The sequence below is a fragment of the Mycobacterium sp. SMC-8 genome (assembly GCF_025263565.1).
Classification (GTDB): domain Bacteria; phylum Actinomycetota; class Actinomycetes; order Mycobacteriales; family Mycobacteriaceae; genus Mycobacterium.
Genome location: NZ_CP079865.1, coordinates 4,566,623 through 4,586,722 on the forward strand (window position 1 = coordinate 4,566,623; position 20,100 = coordinate 4,586,722).

General features: G+C 66.6%; 15 protein-coding genes and 3 rRNA genes. 17 read left to right on the forward strand and 1 reads right to left on the reverse strand.

What is annotated here, in order from left to right; genetic code table 11:
- Positions 1-93: 93 nt before the first annotated feature.
- From KXD97_RS22110 to xerD, 14 genes are all read left to right on the forward strand, one after another.
- Positions 94-1,615 (forward strand): 16S ribosomal RNA (locus KXD97_RS22110).
- A gap of 448 nt (positions 1,616-2,063) precedes the next feature.
- Positions 2,064-5,185, forward strand: a 23S ribosomal RNA gene (locus tag KXD97_RS22115).
- A 111-nt stretch (positions 5,186-5,296) separates the two neighbouring features.
- Positions 5,297-5,410: ribosomal RNA gene (gene rrf / locus KXD97_RS22120) — 5S ribosomal RNA — on the forward strand.
- The 16S, 23S and 5S rRNA genes sit together here, the layout of an rRNA operon.
- A gap of 137 nt (positions 5,411-5,547) precedes the next feature.
- Positions 5,548-6,372, forward strand: coding sequence for a tetratricopeptide repeat protein (locus KXD97_RS22125; protein WP_260752428.1), 825 nt, complete (start codon positions 5,548-5,550; stop codon positions 6,370-6,372).
- Between the two features lies 1 nt (position 6,373).
- Positions 6,374-7,387 carry an HAD-IIA family hydrolase gene (locus KXD97_RS22130; RefSeq protein ID WP_260752431.1) on the forward strand — a complete coding sequence of 338 codons (1,014 nt, stop codon included), beginning with the start codon at positions 6,374-6,376 and terminating at the stop codon, positions 7,385-7,387.
- 1 nt (position 7,388) lies between these two features.
- Positions 7,389-7,556, forward strand: a complete 168-nt coding sequence (locus KXD97_RS22135; RefSeq protein WP_260758290.1) for a hypothetical protein — start codon at positions 7,389-7,391, stop codon at positions 7,554-7,556.
- A gap of 5 nt (positions 7,557-7,561) precedes the next feature.
- The gene (locus tag KXD97_RS22140) at positions 7,562-8,371 is read left to right on the forward strand and encodes a TlyA family RNA methyltransferase (protein ID WP_260752434.1); all 810 of its coding nucleotides are present in this window, start codon (positions 7,562-7,564) and stop codon (positions 8,369-8,371) included.
- Entirely contained in the window at positions 8,368-9,288 is a 921-nt protein-coding gene (locus KXD97_RS22145; protein WP_260752436.1) for an NAD kinase, read from the forward strand. The genes KXD97_RS22140 and KXD97_RS22145 overlap by 4 nt, the downstream gene beginning before the upstream one ends.
- Positions 9,288-11,060 (forward strand): DNA repair protein RecN, encoded by a 1,773-nt coding sequence (gene recN / locus KXD97_RS22150; RefSeq protein ID WP_260758111.1) that lies wholly within the window; start codon positions 9,288-9,290, stop codon positions 11,058-11,060. Before KXD97_RS22145 ends, recN begins: the two co-directional genes overlap by 1 nt.
- A 103-nt stretch (positions 11,061-11,163) precedes the next feature.
- Positions 11,164-12,348 carry a putative cytokinetic ring protein SteA gene (gene steA, locus KXD97_RS22155; protein ID WP_260752443.1) on the forward strand — a complete coding sequence of 395 codons (1,185 nt, stop codon included), beginning with the start codon at positions 11,164-11,166 and terminating at the stop codon, positions 12,346-12,348.
- A 10-nt stretch (positions 12,349-12,358) separates the two neighbouring features.
- On the forward strand, positions 12,359-13,300 hold the full coding sequence (locus KXD97_RS22160; protein WP_260752444.1) for a copper transporter: 942 nt from the start codon (positions 12,359-12,361) through the stop codon (positions 13,298-13,300).
- Between the two features lie 123 nt (positions 13,301-13,423).
- Positions 13,424-15,181: a CTP synthase gene (locus KXD97_RS22165; protein WP_260752446.1), complete on the forward strand. Its 1,758-nt coding sequence runs from the start codon at positions 13,424-13,426 to the stop codon at positions 15,179-15,181.
- A complete protein-coding gene (locus KXD97_RS22170; protein WP_260752447.1) occupies positions 15,174-15,809 on the forward strand; it encodes an NUDIX hydrolase in 636 nt (211 codons plus the stop codon). The genes KXD97_RS22165 and KXD97_RS22170 overlap by 8 nt, the downstream gene beginning before the upstream one ends.
- Complete coding sequence (xerD, locus tag KXD97_RS22175) at positions 15,806-16,759, forward strand: site-specific tyrosine recombinase XerD (RefSeq protein WP_396884544.1); 954 nt, start codon at positions 15,806-15,808, stop codon at positions 16,757-16,759. The genes KXD97_RS22170 and xerD overlap by 4 nt, the downstream gene beginning before the upstream one ends.
- Positions 16,760-16,772: 13 nt before the next feature.
- Here xerD and KXD97_RS22180 read toward each other — a convergent pair whose 3' ends face one another.
- Positions 16,773-17,507, reverse strand: a complete 735-nt coding sequence (locus KXD97_RS22180; protein WP_260752448.1) for an O-methyltransferase — start codon at positions 17,505-17,507, stop codon at positions 16,773-16,775.
- A gap of 124 nt (positions 17,508-17,631) precedes the next feature.
- Between KXD97_RS22180 and KXD97_RS22185 the strand changes: the two genes are divergently transcribed.
- Genes KXD97_RS22185 through scpB form a run of 3 tightly spaced genes read left to right on the forward strand, consistent with a single transcriptional unit; the run spans position 17,632 to position 20,098 of the window.
- Positions 17,632-18,534, forward strand: coding sequence for a ParA family protein (locus tag KXD97_RS22185; RefSeq protein WP_260752449.1), 903 nt, complete (start codon positions 17,632-17,634; stop codon positions 18,532-18,534).
- Positions 18,531-19,358, forward strand: a complete 828-nt coding sequence (locus tag KXD97_RS22190) for a segregation/condensation protein A (RefSeq protein WP_260752450.1) — start codon at positions 18,531-18,533, stop codon at positions 19,356-19,358. Before KXD97_RS22185 ends, KXD97_RS22190 begins: the two co-directional genes overlap by 4 nt.
- Positions 19,359-19,366: 8 nt before the next feature.
- On the forward strand, positions 19,367-20,098 hold the full coding sequence (gene scpB / locus KXD97_RS22195; RefSeq protein WP_260752452.1) for an SMC-Scp complex subunit ScpB: 732 nt from the start codon (positions 19,367-19,369) through the stop codon (positions 20,096-20,098).
- Positions 20,099-20,100: the final 2 nt, after the last annotated feature.

The following is a 20,100-nucleotide window of genomic DNA, read 5'->3' on the forward strand; positions in this document are numbered from 1 at the left end:
GGTTGTTTTTGGATGCCAGTTTTTGGTGTCTTGTTTGATGATCGGATTTCTCTGATTGTGAATTCTGCCTGCACTTTTTGGTGTGGGGGTTTTTGTTTGGAGAGTTTGATTCTGGCTCAGGACGAACGCTGGCGGCGTGCTTAACACATGCAAGTCGAACGGAAAGGCCCTTCGGGGTACTCGAGTGGCGAACGGGTGAGTAACACGTGGGTGATCTGCCCTGCACTTTGGGATAAGCCTGGGAAACTGGGTCTAATACCGAATACACCCTTCTGGCTGCATGGTCTGGGAGGGGAAAGCTTTTGCGGTGTGGGATGGGCCCGCGGCCTATCAGCTTGTTGGTGAGGTTATGGCTTACCAAGGCGACGACGGGTAGCCGGCCTGAGAGGGTGACCGGCCACACTGGGACTGAGATACGGCCCAGACTCCTACGGGAGGCAGCAGTGGGGAATATTGCACAATGGGCGCAAGCCTGATGCAGCGACGCCGCGTGAGGGATGACGGCCTTCGGGTTGTAAACCTCTTTCGCCAGGGACGAAGCGCAAGTGACGGTACCTGGAGAAGAAGGACCGGCCAACTACGTGCCAGCAGCCGCGGTAATACGTAGGGTCCGAGCGTTGTCCGGAATTACTGGGCGTAAAGAGCTCGTAGGTGGTTTGTCGCGTTGTCCGTGAAAACTCACAGCTCAACTGTGGGCGTGCGGGCGATACGGGCAGACTGGAGTACTGCAGGGGAGACTGGAATTCCTGGTGTAGCGGTGGAATGCGCAGATATCAGGAGGAACACCGGTGGCGAAGGCGGGTCTCTGGGCAGTAACTGACGCTGAGGAGCGAAAGCGTGGGGAGCGAACAGGATTAGATACCCTGGTAGTCCACGCCGTAAACGGTGGGTACTAGGTGTGGGTTTCCTTCCTTGGGATCCGTGCCGTAGCTAACGCATTAAGTACCCCGCCTGGGGAGTACGGCCGCAAGGCTAAAACTCAAAGAAATTGACGGGGGCCCGCACAAGCGGCGGAGCATGTGGATTAATTCGATGCAACGCGAAGAACCTTACCTGGGTTTGACATGCACAGGACGCCGGCAGAGATGTCGGTTCCCTTGTGGCCTGTGTGCAGGTGGTGCATGGCTGTCGTCAGCTCGTGTCGTGAGATGTTGGGTTAAGTCCCGCAACGAGCGCAACCCTTATCTTATGTTGCCAGCGCGTAATGGCGGGGACTCGTGAGAGACTGCCGGGGTCAACTCGGAGGAAGGTGGGGATGACGTCAAGTCATCATGCCCCTTATGTCCAGGGCTTCACACATGCTACAATGGCCGGTACAAAGGGCTGCGATGCCGTGAGGTGGAGCGAATCCTTTCAAAGCCGGTCTCAGTTCGGATCGGGGTCTGCAACTCGACCCCGTGAAGTCGGAGTCGCTAGTAATCGCAGATCAGCAACGCTGCGGTGAATACGTTCCCGGGCCTTGTACACACCGCCCGTCACGTCATGAAAGTCGGTAACACCCGAAGCCGGTGGCCTAACCCCTTGTGGGAGGGAGCCGTCGAAGGTGGGATCGGCGATTGGGACGAAGTCGTAACAAGGTAGCCGTACCGGAAGGTGCGGCTGGATCACCTCCTTTCTAAGGAGCACCACGAGAATCAGGCCCGCCCACATCGTGTGGGGGTTCGGTGATCTGATCGATTCGTTGGATGGCCCTGGCCTGTAGTGGGTTTCAGGGTCTGGTGCAGGCAACAGACATTGGCGCATGGGTAGGGAAATGCCGTGCGCGGCTGCCAGACACACTATTGGGCTTTGAGACAACAGGCCCTGCAGCCCCGTTGGGGGTTGGCCATTGCCCGTTGGGGTGGTGGAGCGTGTTGTTGCCCTGCTTTGGTGGTGGGGTGTGGTGTTTGATTTGTGGATAGTGGTTGCGAGCATCGAGATGATGGCTTGTATGAGGGCCTGTCTTCCTTTGTGGGGGTGGGTTTTCTTGTGTGGGTTGTCATTTCATGTAATGCAAATTTTTCTGATACTCGCATGCATCTCGTTGTGGGGTGTGTGTGGGTGACTCATTTTTTGGTTTTGTGTTGTAAGTGTTTAAGGGCGCATGGTGGATGCCTTGGCACTGGGAGCCGATGAAGGACGTGGGAGGCTGCGATATGCCTCGGGGAGCTGTCAACCGAGCGTGGATCCGAGGATGTCCGAATGGGGAAACCCGGCACGAGTGATGTCGTGTCACCCAACGCTGAATATATAGGCGTTGGGGGGGAACGCGGGGAAGTGAAACATCTCAGTACCCGTAGGAAGAGAAAACAAAAGTGATTCCGTGAGTAGTGGCGAGCGAAAGCGGAGGATGGCTAAACCGTGTGCATGTGATACCCGGCGGGGGTTGTGTGTGCGGTGTTGTGGGGTCTGTGTTCTGTCCGCCGCCGTGGGCAGCAGCAGTGAGAAAATCAGGTGTTAGGCGAAGTGGCCTGGGATGGTCTGCCGTAGTGGGTGAGAGCCCCGTAGTCGAAAACTCCTGATCTGCTGTCACAGGTTTCCCCGAGTAGCAGCGGGCCCGTGGAATCTGCTGTGAATCTGCCGGGACCACCCGGTAAGCCTGAATACTTCCCAGTGACCGATAGCGGATGAGTACCGTGAGGGAATGGTGAAAAGTACCCCGGGAGGGGAGTGAAATAGTACCTGAAACCGTGCGCTTACAATCCGTCAGAGCCTTCGTTTTTGCGTGGGGTGATGGCGTGCCTTTTGAAGAATGAGCCTGCGAGTCAGGGACATGTCGCGAGGTTAACCCGGGTGGGGTAGCCGTAGCGAAAGCGAGTCTGAATAGGGCGTATCCGCACAGTTGTGTGTGGTGTAGTGGTGTGTTCTGGACCCGAAGCGGAGTGATCTACCCATGGCCAGGGTGAAGCGCGGGTAAGACCGCGTGGAGGCCCGAACCCACTTAGGTTGAAGACTGAGGGGATGAGTTGTGGGTAGGGGTGAAAGGCCAATCAAACTCCGTGATAGCTGGTTCTCCCCGAAATGCATTTAGGTGCAGCGTCGCAGTGTTCGTGTCGGAGGTAGAGCTACTGGATGGCCGATGGGCCCCACAGGGTTACTGACGTCAGCCAAACTCCGAATGCCGACACGGTGTAATGCGGCAGTGAGACGGCGGGGGATAAGCTCCGTGCGTCGAGAGGGAAACAGCCCAGATCGCCGGCTAAGGCCCCTAAGCGTGTGCTAAGTGGAAAAGGATGTGCAGTCGCGAAGACAACCAGGAGGTTGGCTTAGAAGCAGCCACCCTTGAAAGAGTGCGTAATAGCTCACTGGTCAAGTGATTGTGCGCCGATAATGTAGCGGGGCTCAAGCACACCGCCGAAGCCGCGGCAGCACACTTGTGTGCTGGGTAGGGGAGCGTCCTGCATCCGGTGAAGCAGCAGAGTGATCTAGCTGTGGAGGGTGTGGGAGTGAGAATGCAGGCATGAGTAGCGATAAGGCAAGTGAGAACCTTGCCCGCCGGAAGACCAAGGGTTCCTGGGCCAGGCCAGTCCGCCCAGGGTGAGTCGGGACCTAAGGCGAGGCCGACAGGCGTAGTCGATGGACAACGGGTTGATATTCCCGTACCCGTGTGTGAGCGTCCCTGATGAATCACCGGTACTAACCGCCCAAAAGGCGACAGATCAATCCCTTCGGGGAGCGACCGTCGCCGGCTGCGCGGGACCTTCGGTGGTAGTAGTCAAGCGATGGGGTGACGCAGGAAGGTAGCCGTACCGGTCAGTGGTAATACCGGGGTAAGCCTGTAGGGCGAGTGATAGGTAAATCCGTCACTCATGATGCCTGAGAGGTGATGCATAGCCGATTGAGGCGAATTCGGTGATCCTATGCTGCCGAGAAAAGCCTCTAGCGAGCGCACACACGGCCCGTACCCCAAACCAACACAGGTGGTCAGGTAGAGAATACCGAGGCGTACGAGTGAACTATGGTTAAGGAACTCGGCAAAATGCCCCCGTAACTTCGGGAGAAGGGGGACCCCCACACCGTCAAGGCCCTCGCGGCCGGCAGCGGGAGGGTGGCACAAACCAGTGAGAAGCGACTGTTTACTAAAAACACAGGTCCGTGCGAAGTCGCAAGACGATGTATACGGACTGACGCCTGCCCGGTGCTGGAAGGTTAAGAGGACCCGTTAACCCTTTCGGGGGTGAAGCGGAGAATTTAAGCCCCAGTAAACGGCGGTGGTAACTATAACCATCCTAAGGTAGCGAAATTCCTTGTCGGGTAAGTTCCGACCTGCACGAATGGCGTAACGACTTCTCAGCTGTCTCAACCATAGACTCGGCGAAATTGCATTACGAGTAAAGATGCTCGTTACGCGCGGCAGGACGAAAAGACCCCGGGACCTTCACTACAACTTGGTATTGGTGCTCGATACGGTTTGTGTAGGATAGGTGGGAGACTGTGAAGCCCTCACGCCAGTGAGGGTGGAGTCGTTGTTGAAATACCACTCTGATCGTATTGGGCCTCTAACCTCGGACCGTCTATCCGGTCCAGGGACAGTGCCTGGTGGGTAGTTTAACTGGGGCGGTTGCCTCCTAAAATGTAACGGAGGCGCCCAAAGGTTCCCTCAACCTGGACGGCAATCAGGTGTTGAGTGTAAGTGCACAAGGGAGCTTGACTGCGAGACGGACATGTCGAGCAGGGACGAAAGTCGGGACTAGTGATCCGGCACCTCTGAGTGGAAGGGGTGTCGCTCAACGGATAAAAGGTACCCCGGGGATAACAGGCTGATCTTCCCCAAGAGTCCATATCGACGGGATGGTTTGGCACCTCGATGTCGGCTCGTCGCATCCTGGGGCTGGAGCAGGTCCCAAGGGTTGGGCTGTTCGCCCATTAAAGCGGCACGCGAGCTGGGTTTAGAACGTCGTGAGACAGTTCGGTCTCTATCCGCCGCGCGCGTCAGAAGCTTGAGGAAACCTGTCCCTAGTACGAGAGGACCGGGACGGACGAACCTCTGGTCTACCAGTTGTCCCACCAGGGGCACCGCTGGATAGCCACGTTCGGACAGGATAACCGCTGAAAGCATCTAAGCGGGAAACCCCCTCCAAGACCAGGCTTCTCACCCATTTCAGTGGGATAAGGCCCCCCGCAGACCACGGGATCGATAGACCAGACCTAGAAGCCTCGCAAGAGGTGCAGGGAACTGGCACTAACCGGCCGAAAACTTACAACACCAACAAAACCTCGCAACCACAACCACAAACCACACCACCCCCACCACCAATAAACAAGGGGCTATAAACTTCCCCACCACGGGGATCACTCAAAAACGAGTGAATACAGTTACGGCGGTCCATAGCGGCAGGGAAACGCCCGGTCCCATCCCGAACCCGGAAGCTAAGCCTGCCAGCGCCGATGATACTACCCACACGGGTGGAAAAGTAGGACACCGCCGAACACAAATTAGGAATCGCCCCCCACAATTGCGTGGGGGGCGATTTCCATTTCTGGACACCGCCATTTCCATTCTTTTATCGCAGCCATTTCTGAAACGCAGATTATGTGGCTGCAGAGCCGGCCCGTATCCTTTTCGACGTGCCCCAAGACAATCAGGGCGGCCGCGGCGATCGTCGACCCAGCCGCAGCTCGAACGACAACCGGCAGCGTCCGCGGCGCGATCAGCGCTCGGGGGCGCCGCGCACCTCGGGTCCGAACCGGGCGCGCGCCGCCCAGCCCCGCCCCGAGAGTGACGATCGTGCCAGCGGTCCGCCGATCCCCAAGGAGATCGAAGCTCGACAGCTCGCCCCCGAGATCCGCGGAGAACTGACCACCCTCGACCGCAGCACCGCCGACGTGGTGGCCCGGCACCTGGTCGCCGCCGGCGAGCTGCTCGAGGAGGACCCCGAAGCGGCGTTGGCGCATGCCCGCGCCGCGCGTGCTCGGTCGGGAAGGATCGCGGCGGTCCGCGAGGCCGTCGGTATCGCGGCCTATCAGTGCGGCGACTGGGCCCAGGCACTCGCAGAACTGCGGGCGGCGCGCCGAATGGGAAGTCGCTCACCGCTGTTGGCGTTGATCGCGGATTGCGAGCGTGGTGTCGGACGTCCTGAACGCGCCATCGAACTCGCCCGGTCACCGGAGGCCGCGGCGCTGACCGGAGACGACGCCGACGAGCTGCGCATTGTCGTGGCGGGTGCGCGATCGGATCTGGGCCAACACGAACAGGCGCTCGCCGTGCTGTCGACCCCGACCCTCGATCCGGACCGCAGCGGCCAGACAGCTGCGCGTCTGTTCTACGCCTACGCCGACACCCTGCTGGAGCTCGGCCGCAACGACGAGGCGCTGCAGTGGTTCCTGCATGCCGCAGCCGCCGACGTCGACGGTGTCACCGACGCCGAAGAACGTGTCACGGAGCTGTCCTGACGTGAGCGCCCTTGTGCAGCAGCATGATTGTCTGCTGCTCGACCTCGACGGCACGGTGTTCCGCGGCGACGCACCCACCCCGGGGGCGGTCGACACGCTGGCTGCGATCGACCCTCGCGTGCTGTTCGTGACGAACAACGCCTCCCGCGACGCCGAACAGGTCGCCGCGCACCTGCGTGAGCTGGGTTTCGCGGCCGCCGCCGACGACGTCGTCACCAGCGCCCAGAGCGCGGCGCGGTTGCTGGCCGACCAACTCCCGCCCGCCGCCAAGGTCCTCGTGGTCGGGACCGACGCGTTGGCCGGGGAGGTCGCCGGCGCGGGGCTGACCCCGGTCCGCGCCTTCGCGGACGGCCCGGTCGCGGTGGTGCAGGGCCATTCGCCGGACACCGCGTGGCCGGCCCTGGCCGAGGCGGCGCTCGCGATCCGGGCCGGAGCGCTGTGGATCGCCGCCAACGTCGACAAGACGCTGCCCTCGGAACGCGGTCTGCTGCCCGGGAACGGTTCGATGGTGGCCGCGCTGCGCACCGCCACCGACCGGGATCCGCAGGTGGCCGGGAAACCGGCGCCCGCGTTGATGCAGGATGCGCTGGCCCGCGGCGAGTTCGAGCGCCCGCTGGTGGTCGGGGATCGGCTCGACACCGACATCGCCGGCGCCAACGCAGCGCAGCTGCCCAGCCTGATGGTGCTGTGCGGGGTCAACTCTGCCGACGACGCCATCTGGGCGAGTAGCGAGCAGCGTCCGACCTACCTGGCCGAAGACCTCCGGGCGCTGGCCGTCGGTCAGGCCGACACGTTGCGCGTCGCGCCGCATCCGGGCTGGCGGGTCGACGTCGACGCCACGGCGGTCACGCTGAGCGCCACCGGGTCAGACCCGGGCGACCCGCTGTCCGCGGTGCGTGCCCTCGCCGCGGCGGTGTGGGAGGCGGGAATCGAACGCCGTCCGGTCCGCGCGGCCGACGACGCGTCCCGACAGGCCGTGCAGCGGTGGACGCTGCTGTCCGCTCGCATCGACTAGCGTGAACACCGCTATGACCAACGATCCCGACCAGATCCGCACCCAGGTGACCGAACTGCTGGGTGAGCCGATCGATGTGTCGGCGGCTGACCTGGACTCCGTCGCGGCGCGCCTCGAGCAGGCGCACGATCTGCTGGTGCGCGCGCTGGAATCCGTCGAGAAGGGCTGACCCGCGTGGCGCGTCGCGCACGTGTTGACGCCGAACTGGTTCGACGAGGGCTGGCCCGCTCGCGCCAGCAGGCGGCCGAGCTGATCGGCGCCGGCCGGGTCCGGGTGGACGGTATGCCCGCGGCCAAGCCCGCCACCGCGGTGTCGGTGACCGCGCATCTGACCGTCGAGGGCGGCGACGCCGACTCCTGGGTGTCGCGGGGCGCCCACAAACTCATCGGCGCGCTCGACGCGTTCGGATTGTCCGTCGAGAACCGCCGCTGCCTGGACGCCGGGGCCTCGACCGGCGGCTTCACCGAGGTGCTGCTGCACCGCCAGGCCCGCGAGGTGATCGCCGTCGACGTCGGCTACGGCCAACTGGCCTGGTCGCTGCGCACCGACCCGAGGGTGACGGTGATGGAGCGCACCAACGTCCGCGAACTCACCCCGGAGGCGATCGGCGGATCCGTCGATCTGGTCGTCGCAGACCTGTCGTTCATCTCGCTGGCGACGGTGCTGCCCGCACTGACGACCTGCGCGTCACCGGACGCCGATATCGTTCCTATGGTGAAACCTCAATTCGAGGTCGGCAAGGAACGGGTCGGTGGCGGCGGCGTGGTGTCCGATCCGTTGCTCCGCGCCGACGCGGTGCTCTCGGTGGCCCGGCGTGCCGCGGAACTGAACTGGCATGCCGTGGCCGTCACCGCCAGTCCACTGCCCGGCCCGGCGGGTAACGTCGAGTACTTCCTGGACCTGCGCACCCGCGGTGAGCACTCCCTGCAGGGCGACGAGCTGGAGGCCGCGGTACGTCGCGCGGTCGAGGAGGGGCCGCAATGAGCGAACGCACCATCCTGCTGGTCTTGCACACCGGTCGTGAGGAAGTGACCGAGGTGGCCCGGCGGGTCGAAAAAGTGTTGTCCGACAACGGCATCGCCTTGCGTGCATTGTCCGCCGAAGCGGTCGATCGCGGACCCATCCACCTGGCTCCCGACGACATGCGGGCGCTCGGCGTGGAGATCGAGGTCGTCGACGCGGACGAGAGGGCCGCCGAAGGATGCGAGCTGGTGCTGGTGCTCGGCGGCGACGGCACCTTCCTGCGCGCCGCCGAACTGGCCCGCAACGTCGAGATCCCGGTGCTCGGGGTGAACCTCGGCAAGATCGGCTTCCTGGCAGAAGCCGAGGCCGAGGCCATCGACAAGGTGCTCGACCACATCATCCGGCGCGACTACCGGGTCGAGCACCGGATGACCCTTGACGTCGCCGTGCGCGCCGAAGGCCGGCTGATCGACCGCGGGTGGGCACTCAACGAGGCAAGCCTGGAGAAGGGGACGCGGCTGGGCGTGCTCGGTGCGCTCCTGGAGGTGGACGGACGCCCGGTGTCGTCGTTCGGTTGCGACGGGGTGCTGGTGTCGACCCCGACCGGGTCCACGGCGTACGCGTTCTCGGCGGGCGGCCCGGTGCTGTGGCCGGACCTGGAGGCGATCCTGGTGGTGCCGAACAATGCGCATGCGCTGTTCGCCCGCCCGATGGTGACCAGCCCCGATGCGTTGATCGCGATCGAGATCGAAGCCAGCGGTCACGACGCGCTGGTGTTCTGCGACGGCCGGCGGGACATGGTCGTGCCTGCCGGTGGCCGCCTGGAGGTGACCCGGTGCGCCACACCGCTGAAGTGGGTGCGGCTGGACAGCGCGCCGTTCACCGATCGGCTGGTACGCAAGTTCCGGCTTCCGGTCACGGGGTGGCGCGGACAGTAGTGCTAGCAGAAATCCGAATCGAGGCACTCGGTGCGATCAACGCCGCCACCGCGGAGTTCGACGGCGGACTGACCGTGCTGACCGGCGAGACCGGTGCCGGCAAGACCATGGTGGTCACCGGCCTGCACCTGCTCGGGGGTGCCCGCGCCGACGCGACCAAGGTGCGTTCGGGCGCCGAGCGCGCCGTCGTCGAGGGCCGGTTCACGACGGTCGAGCTGGGCGCGGAGGTCGCCGGGCAGGTCGACGAGATCCTGGACTCCTGCGGCGCCGAACGCGACGACGACGGGAGCATCATCGCCGCCCGCTCCGTGAGCCGGGACGGACCGTCGCGGGCCTATCTGGGGGGCCGCAGTGTCCCGGCTCGATCCTTGAGCGGCTTCACCAACGAACTGCTCACCCTGCACGGACAGAACGACCAGCTGCGGTTGATGCGGCCGGACGAGCAACGCGCCGCCCTCGACCGGTACGCCGAGGTGAGCGCTTCGCTGCAGCGCTACCGCACGGCCCGCGACGTCTGGCTGGAAGCCCGGCGCGACCTCGACGACCGCCGGCGGCGGGCCCGCGAGATGGCGCAGGAAGCCGACCGCCTGCAGTTCGCGCTGAACGAGATCGAGGTCATCGACCCGCAGCCCGGGGAGGACGAGGGACTGGTTGCCGACATCCGCCGGCTTTCCGAGCTCGACGCGTTGCGCGATGCCGTGCAGACCGCCAGGGCGGCGCTGTCCGGGGAGGGTGACGACGGCTTCTCCGCCGCCCACGCGGTGGGGCAGGCGCGCTCGGCGCTGGAAGACACCGATGACGTCCCGCTCAAGACGCTGGCCGAGCAGCTCGGCACCGCGCTGACGGTGCTGGTCGACGTATCCGGCGAGCTCGGGCATTATCTGGACGAATTGCCAACGGACACAAGCACTCTGGAAACCAAGTTGGCGCGCCAGGCGGAGCTGCGCACGTTGACGCGCAAGTACGCCGCCGACGTCGACGGTGTGCTCGATTGGGCCCGCGAGGCCCGCGACCGGCTCGCCCAGCTCGACGTGTCCGAGGAAGCACTGGCCGGGCTGGAACGTCGGGTCGACGAGCTGCAGGCCAAGGTGATCGCCACGGCGCAGGACCTGACCAAGGTCAGGGCCAAGGCCGCCAAGGGCTTGTCCAAGGCGGTCACCACCGAACTGGCCGGCCTGGCGATGGCCGGCGCCCAGTTCGTGATCTCGGTGAGCCCGCTGCCGGCACGCGCCGACGACACCGCCCCGCTGCCCCTGCCGTCGGGGGTCACCGTGCACGCCGGCCGCGACGGAGTCGACGCCGTCGAGTTCGGGTTCGCCGCGCACGGCGGCTCCGACCTGCTCCCGCTGAACAAGAGTGCCTCGGGCGGTGAGCTGTCCCGGGTGATGTTGGCCCTGGAAGTCGTGCTGTCCGCGTCGAGCGAGGGCACCACCATGGTTTTCGACGAGGTCGACGCCGGCGTGGGCGGACGAGCCGCCGTGCAGATCGGGCGACGGCTGGCCCGGCTGGCGCGCACCCACCAGGTCATCGTCGTCACACACCTGCCGCAGGTCGCCGCCTACGCCGACGTGCACCTCGTCGTCGAAGGGGTCGCCGGGGGCGCCGCCGGCAAGCCCAAGGCGAAATCCAGCGGAGTGCGGCGCCTCGACGAGGACGACCGTGTGGCCGAACTGGCCAGGATGCTGGCCGGGCTGGGGGAGTCCGACAGCGGCCGCGCGCACGCGCGCGAGCTGCTGGATGCCGCCCGGGGCGAGCGCGCCGCCACCGGCTGACAGGTTCGGCGCCCTGTTACTCGTGTGACAGAAGACAACTTGTGAGGCTGGTGTTACGGCGCGCCTCCAACGGATTCCGGTCGTCGCCGCACAGAATCCACCCATGAAGATGTCAGCGCTGCTGTCCCGTAATGCCAGCTCACGGCCAGGTATCACCGGCACTGCCCGCGTGGACCGCGACATCGATCGACTCCTCAGACGGGTGACCCCCGGCGACATCGTCGTCATCGACGCCCTCGACCTGGACCGCGTCACCGCCGACGCACTGGTCGATGCCGGCGTCACCGCAGTGGTCAACGCGTCCGCGTCGATCTCGGGCCGCTATCCCAACCTCGGGCCCGAGGTCCTGGTCGCCAACGGCATCACGCTGATCGACAGCACCGGCCCTGAGGTGTTCAAGAAGGTCAAGGACGGCGCCCGCATCCGGCTCAACGAGGGCGGTGTGTATTCCGGCGACCGCCGGCTGGTCCTGGGCACCGAGCGCACCGACGCCGACATCCACGAACTGATGCAGGAGGCCAAGGGCGGGCTGGTGGCCCACCTCGAGGCGTTCGCGGGCAACACCATCGAGTTCATCCGCAGCGAGAGCCCGCTGCTGATCGACGGGATCGGCATACCCGACATCGACGTGGACCTCAACCGCAGGCATGTGGTGATCGTCGCCGAGGAGGAGAACGCGGCCGCCGACCTCAAGGCGCTCAAACCGTTCATCAAGGAGTATCAGCCGGTGCTGGTCGGGGTCGGTTCCGGCGCCGACATCCTGCGCAAGGCCGGCTACCGGCCGGCACTGATCGTCGGCGACCCCGACAAGATCAGCACCGAGGTGCTGCGCTGCGGCGCCCAGGTGGTACTGCCCGCCGACGCCGACGGCCATGCCGCCGGTCTTGAGCGGATCCAGGACCTCGGCGTGGGCGCGATGACGTTTCCCGCCGCGGGATCGGCCGCCGACCTGGCCCTGCTCCTGTGTGACCACCACGGCGCGTCCTTGATCGTCACGGTGGGCCACACGGCGAGCATCGAGGAGTTCTTCGACCGCACCCGCCAGCAGAGCAACCCGTCGACGTTCCTGACCCGGATGAAGGTGGGCGAGAAGCTCGTCGACGCCAAGGCCGTCGCCACCCTGTACCGCAGCCGCGTCTCCGGCGGCGCCGTCGCGCTGCTGGTGTTGGCCATGCTGATCGCGGTGATCGCGGCGCTGTGGGTGTCTCGCGCCGACGCCGCAGTGATCGAGTGGGTGTCCCAGTACTGGAATCAGTTCCTGCTCTGGGTCCAGGGTCTGGTGTCGTAGGGGAGCAACGGTGATCTCGCTGCGTTCGCACGCCATTTCGTTGGCCGCCGTCTTCCTGGCGCTGGCCATCGGCGTGGCCCTGGGGTCGGGGCTGCTGTCCAACACGGTGCTGTCCGGCCTGCGCGACGACAAGCAGGAGATGCAGCAGCAGATCGACACGTTGACCGGTGACCGCAACGCCCTCAACGAGAAGCTCAAGGCTGCAGGCGATTTCGACGCCCAGGTGGCGCCGCGGATCCTGCGTGACACCCTGGCCCGGAAATCGGTGGTGATCTTCCGCACCCCCGACGCCGCCGACAACGACATCGACGGGCTGGCCCGGCTGATCTCTCAGGCCGGCGGCACGCTCGCCGGCACCGTCGGCCTGACGCAGCAGTTCGTCGACGCGAACTCGGCGGAGAAGCTGCTGTCGGTGGTCAACTCGCCGATCGTCCCGGCCGGAGCCCAGCTGAGCACGACCACCGTAGACCAGGGATCCCAAGCCGGCGATCTGCTCGGTATCTCGCTGCTGATCGACCGCGATCCGAAGAAGCCGCCCGTGAACGACGATCAGCGCGCCACCGTGCTGGCCGCGCTGCGCGACACCGGCTTCGTGACCTACGGCACCGAACGCATCGGCGCCGCCGACACCGCGCTCGTGGTCACCGGCGGCGCTCTCGGCGAGGACGCCGGTAATCAGGGCGCGACCGTCGCACGGTTCGCCGCGGGACTCGCGCCACACGGTTCGGGAACTGTGCTCGTCGGCCGTGACGGGTCGGCCACCGGTACCTCCGCGGTCGCAGTGACCAGGGCCGATGCGGCGATGAAGAACGCCGTCAGCACCGTCGACGACATCGACAGCGAATCCGGCCGGATCACCTCGGTGCTCGCGCTGGGCGTGTTGATCAACGGCGGTCGCCCGGACCAGTTCGGGATCGGGCCGGGAGCGACCTCGGTCACCGTCGCGCAGTAGCCCGGCGCGTCAACAACAACGCGTCCCGGTCGGTGTTAGGGTGGGGTTCCGTGGGTCGGCAGGCCCCAAACCGGGTGCGAACCCAGCGAAACAAGCCCTGCCCGGTCATCACGGAGGTAGTTCTTGCCAGCGTTACGCAAGCACCCGCAAACGGCCACCAAGCACCTCTTCGTGACCGGTGGCGTGGTGTCCTCCCTCGGCAAAGGTCTCACGGCGTCCAGCCTGGGCCAGTTGCTGACCGCGCGGGGGCTGCAGGTGACCATGCAGAAGCTCGACCCTTATCTGAACGTCGACCCGGGGACGATGAACCCGTTCCAGCACGGTGAGGTGTTCGTCACCGAGGACGGCGCGGAGACCGACCTCGACGTCGGCCACTACGAGCGCTTCCTGGACCGTGATCTGTCCGGGTCGGCCAATGTGACCACCGGACAGGTCTATTCGACGGTCATCGCCAAGGAACGCCGCGGCGAGTACCTCGGCGACACCGTCCAGGTGATCCCGCACATCACCGACGAGATCAAACGCCGCATCCTGGCCATGGACGCCACCGACAACGAGGGCAACCGGCCGGATGTGATCATCACCGAGATCGGCGGCACCGTCGGCGACATCGAGTCGCTGCCGTTCCTCGAGGCGGCCCGCCAGGTCCGCCACGAGGTCGGCCGGGAGAACTGCTTCTTCCTGCACTGCTCGCTGGTTCCGTTCATGGCGCCGTCCGGTGAGCTCAAGACCAAACCGACGCAGCACTCGGTGGCCGCGCTGCGCAGCATCGGCATCACGCCGGACGCGCTGATCCTGCGCTGTGACCGCGACGTGCCCGAGCCGCTCAAGAACAAGATCGCGTTGATGTGCGACGTCGACATCGACGGCGTCATCTCCACCCCGGACGCCCCGTCGATCTACGACATCCCGAAGGTCCTGCACCGCGAGGAACTCGACGCGTACGTGGTGCGGCGGCTGAACCTGCCGTTCCGCGACGTGGACTGGACCCAGTGGAACGACCTGCTGCGTCGCGTGCACGAGCCCCGCGAGACCGTGCGAATCGCGTTGGTGGGCAAATACATCGATCTGTCCGACGCCTACCTGTCGGTCGCCGAGGCGATTCGCGCCGGTGGGTTCGCCCACCACGCGAAGGTCGAGATGCAGTGGATCGCCTCCGACGACTGCGAGACCGACGCCGCGGCCGCGGTGGCACTGGCCGATGTCGACGGTGTGCTGATCCCTGGCGGGTTCGGCATCCGCGGCATCGAAGGCAAGATCGGGGCCATCCGGTATGCGCGCAAGCGCGGCCTGCCGGTGCTGGGCCTGTGCCTGGGTCTGCAGTGCATCGTCATCGAAGCGGCCCGCTCGGTCGGGCTGACCGAGGCGAACTCCGCGGAGTTCGACCCGGCCACACCCGATCCGGTGATCTCGACGATGGCCGATCAGCGCGACGCGGTCGCCGGGGACGCCGACCTCGGCGGCACCATGCGGCTGGGCGCCTACCCCGCCGTTCTGGAGCCGGATTCGATTGTCGCGCAAGCCTATGGAGCGACCGAGGTGTCGGAGCGGCACCGGCACCGCTACGAGGTGAACAACGCCTACCGGGACCGGATCGCCGAGAGCGGGCTCCGCTTCTCGGGCACCTCACCGGACGGCCACCTCGTCGAGTTCGTCGAGTACCCGCCCGAGGTGCACCCGTTCCTCGTCGGCACCCAGGCCCACCCGGAGCTCAAGAGCCGTCCCACCCGTCCGCATCCGCTGTTCGACGCGTTCGTGGGCGCGTCGCTGGACTACAAGAACGCCGAGCGCCTGCCGGTGGAGATGCCGGAGATTCCCGAGCACGAACTGCGGCCCAACGGCGCCGAGCACGCTCTCGAGGACACCCCGGCTCGTGGCTGAGGGTGAGCGCGGGCGTCACGAGTTCACCACGGTCTCTTCGGAGACGATCTACGTCGGGAAGATCCTGGCGTTGCGCGCCGACGAGGTGCGCATGCCCGGCGGCGGCACCGCACGGCGCGAGGTCGTCGAGCACTTCGGTGCGGTCGCGGTCGTGGCGCTCGACGACGACGGCCGTATCACGCTGATACAGCAGTACCGGCATCCGTTCGGGCGCCGGCTCTGGGAACTGCCCGCCGGGCTGCTCGACTTCGGCGGCGAGCCGCCGCACGAGACCGCGGCGCGGGAGCTCGCCGAGGAAGCCGGCCAGGCGGCGCAGACCTGGCGCACCCTCGTTGACCTCGATTCGGCGCCCGGGTTCTGCGACGAGAGCGTGCGGGTGTTCCTGGCCACCGGCCTCAGCGACGTCGACCGGCCGCAGGCCCACGACGAGGAAGCCGACCTGACCCTGGAGCGGGTTCCTCTCGCCGACGCGGTGGCCAGGGTGTTCTCCGGGGACATCGTCAACTCGATCTCGGTGGCCGGCATCCTCGCCGCGCACACGATGCCGGACCCCTCGGTGCTGCGGCCGGTTGACGCCCCGTGGGTGGACCGGCCCCGGGCGTTCGCCCGCCGGATGGGGCATCCATGACCACCGGGGTGGAGCCGGCGGCGCTCGACGATCAGTTCCAGGGCTACCTGGACCACCTCGCGATCGAGCGCGGGGTGGCCGCGAACACCCTGAGCTCCTACCGTCGCGACCTGCGGCGCTACGCCGAGCACCTCGCGTCGCGCGGGGTCACCGACCTGGCCGGCGTGACCGAGGCCGACGTCACCGACTTCCTGGTGTCGCTGCGCCGCGGCGATCCCGACAACGGGGTGGTGCCACTGTCGGCGGTGTCGGCGGCCCGCGCCGTGATCGCGGTCCGCGGCCTGCACCGGTTCGCCGCCGCCGAAGGCATCACCACGGTCGACGTCGCCCGCGAGGTGAAGCCGCCGACGCCCGGTCGCCGGCTGCCCAAGAGCCTGAGCATCGACGAGGTGCTGGCCCTGCTGGAGGCCGCCGGCGGTGACAGCGACGCCGACGGCCCCCTGACCCTGCGCAACCGGGCGCTGCTGGAGCTGCTGTACTCCACCGGCGCCCGCATCTCCGAGGCGGTCGGCCTCGATGTCGACGACGTCGACACCGAGGCCCGGTCGGTGCTGCTGCGCGGCAAAGGCGGGAAACAACGGCTGATCCCGATCGGGCGGCCCGCGGTCGGCGCGCTGGACGCCTACCTGGTGCGTGCCCGGCCCGACCTGGCGCGGCGCGGCCGCGGCACCCCCGCGATCTTCCTCAACGCCCGCGGCGGGCGGTTGTCCCGGCAGAGCGCGTGGCAGGTGCTGCAGGACGCCGCCGAACGCGCGGGCATCACCGCGACGGTGTCCCCGCACGTGCTGCGCCACTCCTTCGCCACCCATCTGCTCGACGGCGGCGCCGACGTCCGCGTCGTGCAGGAACTGCTCGGGCACGCGTCGGTGACCACCACGCAGATTTACACCATGGTCACCGTTAATGCGCTGCGCGAGGTGTGGGCCGGCGCCCACCCCCGGGCGCGGTAGCGGCCGGCGCCGGTCAGGCGCCGAGGTACTCCGACTCCAGCACCAGGTCGGGAAGCAGCGTCTGGTACTCGACATGGGTCTTGTGTTCCACGGTGTTCCAGCGGGTGCCCTGATGATCGCGCATGTGGCGGCGGTAGCCGGGGGCGCCGGGGATGCGCACGTTGTCGGCGACCACGATCGAGCCTCGGTGCAGCCACCCGCGCTGCTCGACGCTGAGCAGGTCCGCTAGATACGCCTTCTTATCGTGGTCGATGAACAACAGGTCCACGCTGCCGGGGGAGACCCCGTGCTCGCCGGCGAGCGCGTCGAGGGTGCGCCCGCCGTCGCCGAGGGTGCCCACCACGCAGGTGACGCGGTCGGCCACCCCGGCGTGGGCCCAGATCCGCCGCGCGACCTCGGCGTTGGCGGCCGAGAACTCGACTGACAGCACGCGCGCCGACGGCGCAGCGCGCGCGATGCGCAGAGCGCTGTAGCCGCAGTATGTGCCCAATTCGAGCACCAGAGTCGGCGCGGCCCGGTGCACCGCGGCGTCGAGCAGTACGCCTTTCTCGTCACCGATGTTGACCAGCATCGCCTCGCGTCGGGCGAAGGTGTCGATCGCGGCGAGCGCCGCATCGACGTCGCCATGTGGGGCGTGGGCCTCGACATAGGCCGCGCAGGCGTTCTCGCGGCCGTCGCCGATCTGGCCGGTGCGCACGAACGACGGCATGCCCCGGGCCAGCCGCGCCCACCGCTGTAGCGCGTTCATGCGGTCAGATTAGGCGACAGATCCGAGGTTGCCTGCGGGTCTGCCTCACCGATTCGTCGCTCCCCGTTAAACTTGCCCGGATGTCCGCCATGCCTGCAGGTTGCCTGACCAGCGAAGGTCCGGCATGACCGACCCGACGGGCGGTCCCGTGGACGCACCTGGGGCCCCGCTGGCCCCGGATCCCGAACCGGCCCCAGGTCTGACCGGCCGCCTCCCGCGGCAGATCCCCGAACCGGCGGCCCGCACGTCGCACGGACCGGCCAAGGTCATCGCGATGTGCAACCAGAAGGGCGGAGTCGGCAAGACCACGTCGACGATCAACCTGGGGGCCAGCCTCGCCGAGTACGGGCGGCGGGTGCTCCTGGTCGACCTCGACCCGCAGGGCGCGCTGTCAGCCGGCCTGGGCGTGCCGCACTACGAGCTCGAGCACACCGTGCACAACCTGCTGGTCGAGCCGAGGGTGTCGATCGATGAGGTGTTGATCAAGACCCGGGTGTCGGGCCTGGATCTGGTACCGAGCAATATCGACCTGTCGGCGGCTGAGATCCAGCTCGTCAACGAGGTGGGCCGGGAGCAGACCCTGGCCCGCGCGCTGTATCCGGTGCTGGACCGCTATGACTACGTGCTGATCGACTGCCAGCCCTCGCTGGGTCTGCTGACCGTCAACGGGCTGGCGTGCAGCGACGGCGTGATCATCCCCACCGAGTGCGAGTTCTTCTCGCTGCGCGGGCTGGCGCTGCTGACCGACACTGTCGACAAGGTGCACGACCGGCTCAACCCGAAGCTGTCGATCAGCGGGATCCTGATCACCCGCTACGACCCCCGCACCGTGAACTCGCGGGAGGTGATGGCCCGCGTGGTGGAGCGGTTCGGCGATCTGGTGTTCGACACCGTCGTCACCCGCACCGTGCGCTTCCCGGAGACCAGTGTGGCCGGCGAGCCTATCACCACGTGGGCACCGAAATCTGCTGGTGCAGAGGCATATCGAGCGCTCGCGCGTGAGGTCATCCACCGGTTCGGCGCGTGAGCGAGACAAGGACCCCGCAGGAGCCCACCGACGCGAAGACCCAGGCCGGTTTCCAGGTTCGCCTGAGCAATTTCGAGGGCCCGTTCGACCTGCTGCTGCAACTCATTTTCGGCCACCGGCTCGACGTCACCGAGGTGGCGCTGCACAAGGTGACCGACGAGTTCATCGCCTACACCAAGGAGATCGGACCGCAGCTGGGCCTCGACGAGACCACCTCGTTCCTGGTGGTCGCCGCGACGCTGCTCGACCTGAAGGCGGCCCGGCTGCTGCCCGCCGGCGAGATCCACGACGAGGAGGACCTGGCTCTGCTCGAGGTGCGCGACCTGCTGTTCGCGAGGCTGCTGCAGTACCGGGCGTTCAAGCACGTCGCGCAGATGTTCGCCGAGCTGGAGAGCGCGGCGCTGCGCAGCTACCCGCGCGCGGTGTCGCTGGAGGACCGCTACTCCGACCTGTTGCCCGAGGTGATGCTGGGCGTCGACGCCGCCCGTTTCTCCGAGATCGCGGCGGCGGCGTTCACGCCCCGCCCCGTTCCGACGGTCGGCACCGACCATCTGCACCAGGTGTCGGTCTCTGTGCCCGAACAGGCCGCCAACCTGATCGCGCTGCTCGAACAGCGGGGGATCGGCCAGTGGGCCTCGTTCTCCGAACTGGTCTCCGACTGCCAGGTACCGATGGAAATCGTCGGACGGTTCCTCGCGCTCCTCGAGTTGTACCGGGCGCGGGCGGTAACATTCGAGCAGCCAGAGGCGCTTGGCGTGCTCCAGATCTCATGGACCGGAGAGCGGCCGAGCAGCCAACAGTTGGCGACCGCTGACGCGGAATAGAAAAGACTATGACAGACGACATTTCGACCGGTACTGCGCCTGAGGCGGTAACCGATGTCGACCCCGGAACAGACGCGACCGACGAGAGCGACGAGGTTCCGGCCGCCGAATTGGACGACGACGAGCTGGACTCGGTGCTCGAAGCGCTGCTCCTGGTCGTCGACACCCCGGTGACAGTGGACACACTTGCCGGCGTCACCGAGCAGCCGTCGACGCGCGTGGCCGAGCGGCTGCAGCAGCTCGCGGCCGCGCTGGCCGCCCGCGACAGCGGCATCGACCTGCGGGAGGCGGCGGGCGGATGGCGGATGTACACGCGCTCGAAGTACGCCCCCTACGTCGAGAAACTGCTCCTCGACGGTGCGCGGTCCCGGCTGACCCGCGCCGCACTCGAGACCCTGGCGGTGGTGGCCTACCGGCAACCGGTCACCCGCGCCCGGGTCAGCGCGGTCCGCGGCGTCAACGTCGACGCGGTCATGCGCACCCTGCTGGCCCGCGGCCTGATCACCGAGGCAGGCACCGACGCCGATTCCGGGGCGGCGACGTTCGCCACCACCGAGCTGTTCCTCGAGCGGCTCGGGCTGACGTCGCTGACCGACCTGCCCGACATCGCACCTCTGCTTCCCGACGTCGACGTGATCGACGACATCAGCGAAACCCTCAGCGAAGAGCCGCGTTTCATGAAACTCAACGGCGCGTCCGCCCCCGAGGCGCCGGCCGCCATCGATGTGGATCAGGACTGAGA

Bases quoted from the DNA above. Each gene is read 5' to 3' on its own strand.
- KXD97_RS22145 (WP_260752436.1), top strand. From the start codon at position 8,368: ATGAGCGAACGCACCATCCTGCTGGTCTTGCACACCGGTCGTGAGGAA.
- steA (WP_260752443.1), top strand. From the start codon at position 11,164: ATGAAGATGTCAGCGCTGCTGTCCCGTAATGCCAGCTCACGGCCAGGT.
- xerD (WP_396884544.1), top strand. From the start codon at position 15,806: ATGACCACCGGGGTGGAGCCGGCGGCGCTCGACGATCAGTTCCAGGGC.
- KXD97_RS22180 (WP_260752448.1), bottom strand. From the start codon at position 17,507: ATGAACGCGCTACAGCGGTGGGCGCGGCTGGCCCGGGGCATGCCGTCG.
- KXD97_RS22185 (WP_260752449.1), top strand. From the start codon at position 17,632: ATGACCGACCCGACGGGCGGTCCCGTGGACGCACCTGGGGCCCCGCTG.
- scpB (WP_260752452.1), top strand. From the start codon at position 19,367: ATGACAGACGACATTTCGACCGGTACTGCGCCTGAGGCGGTAACCGAT.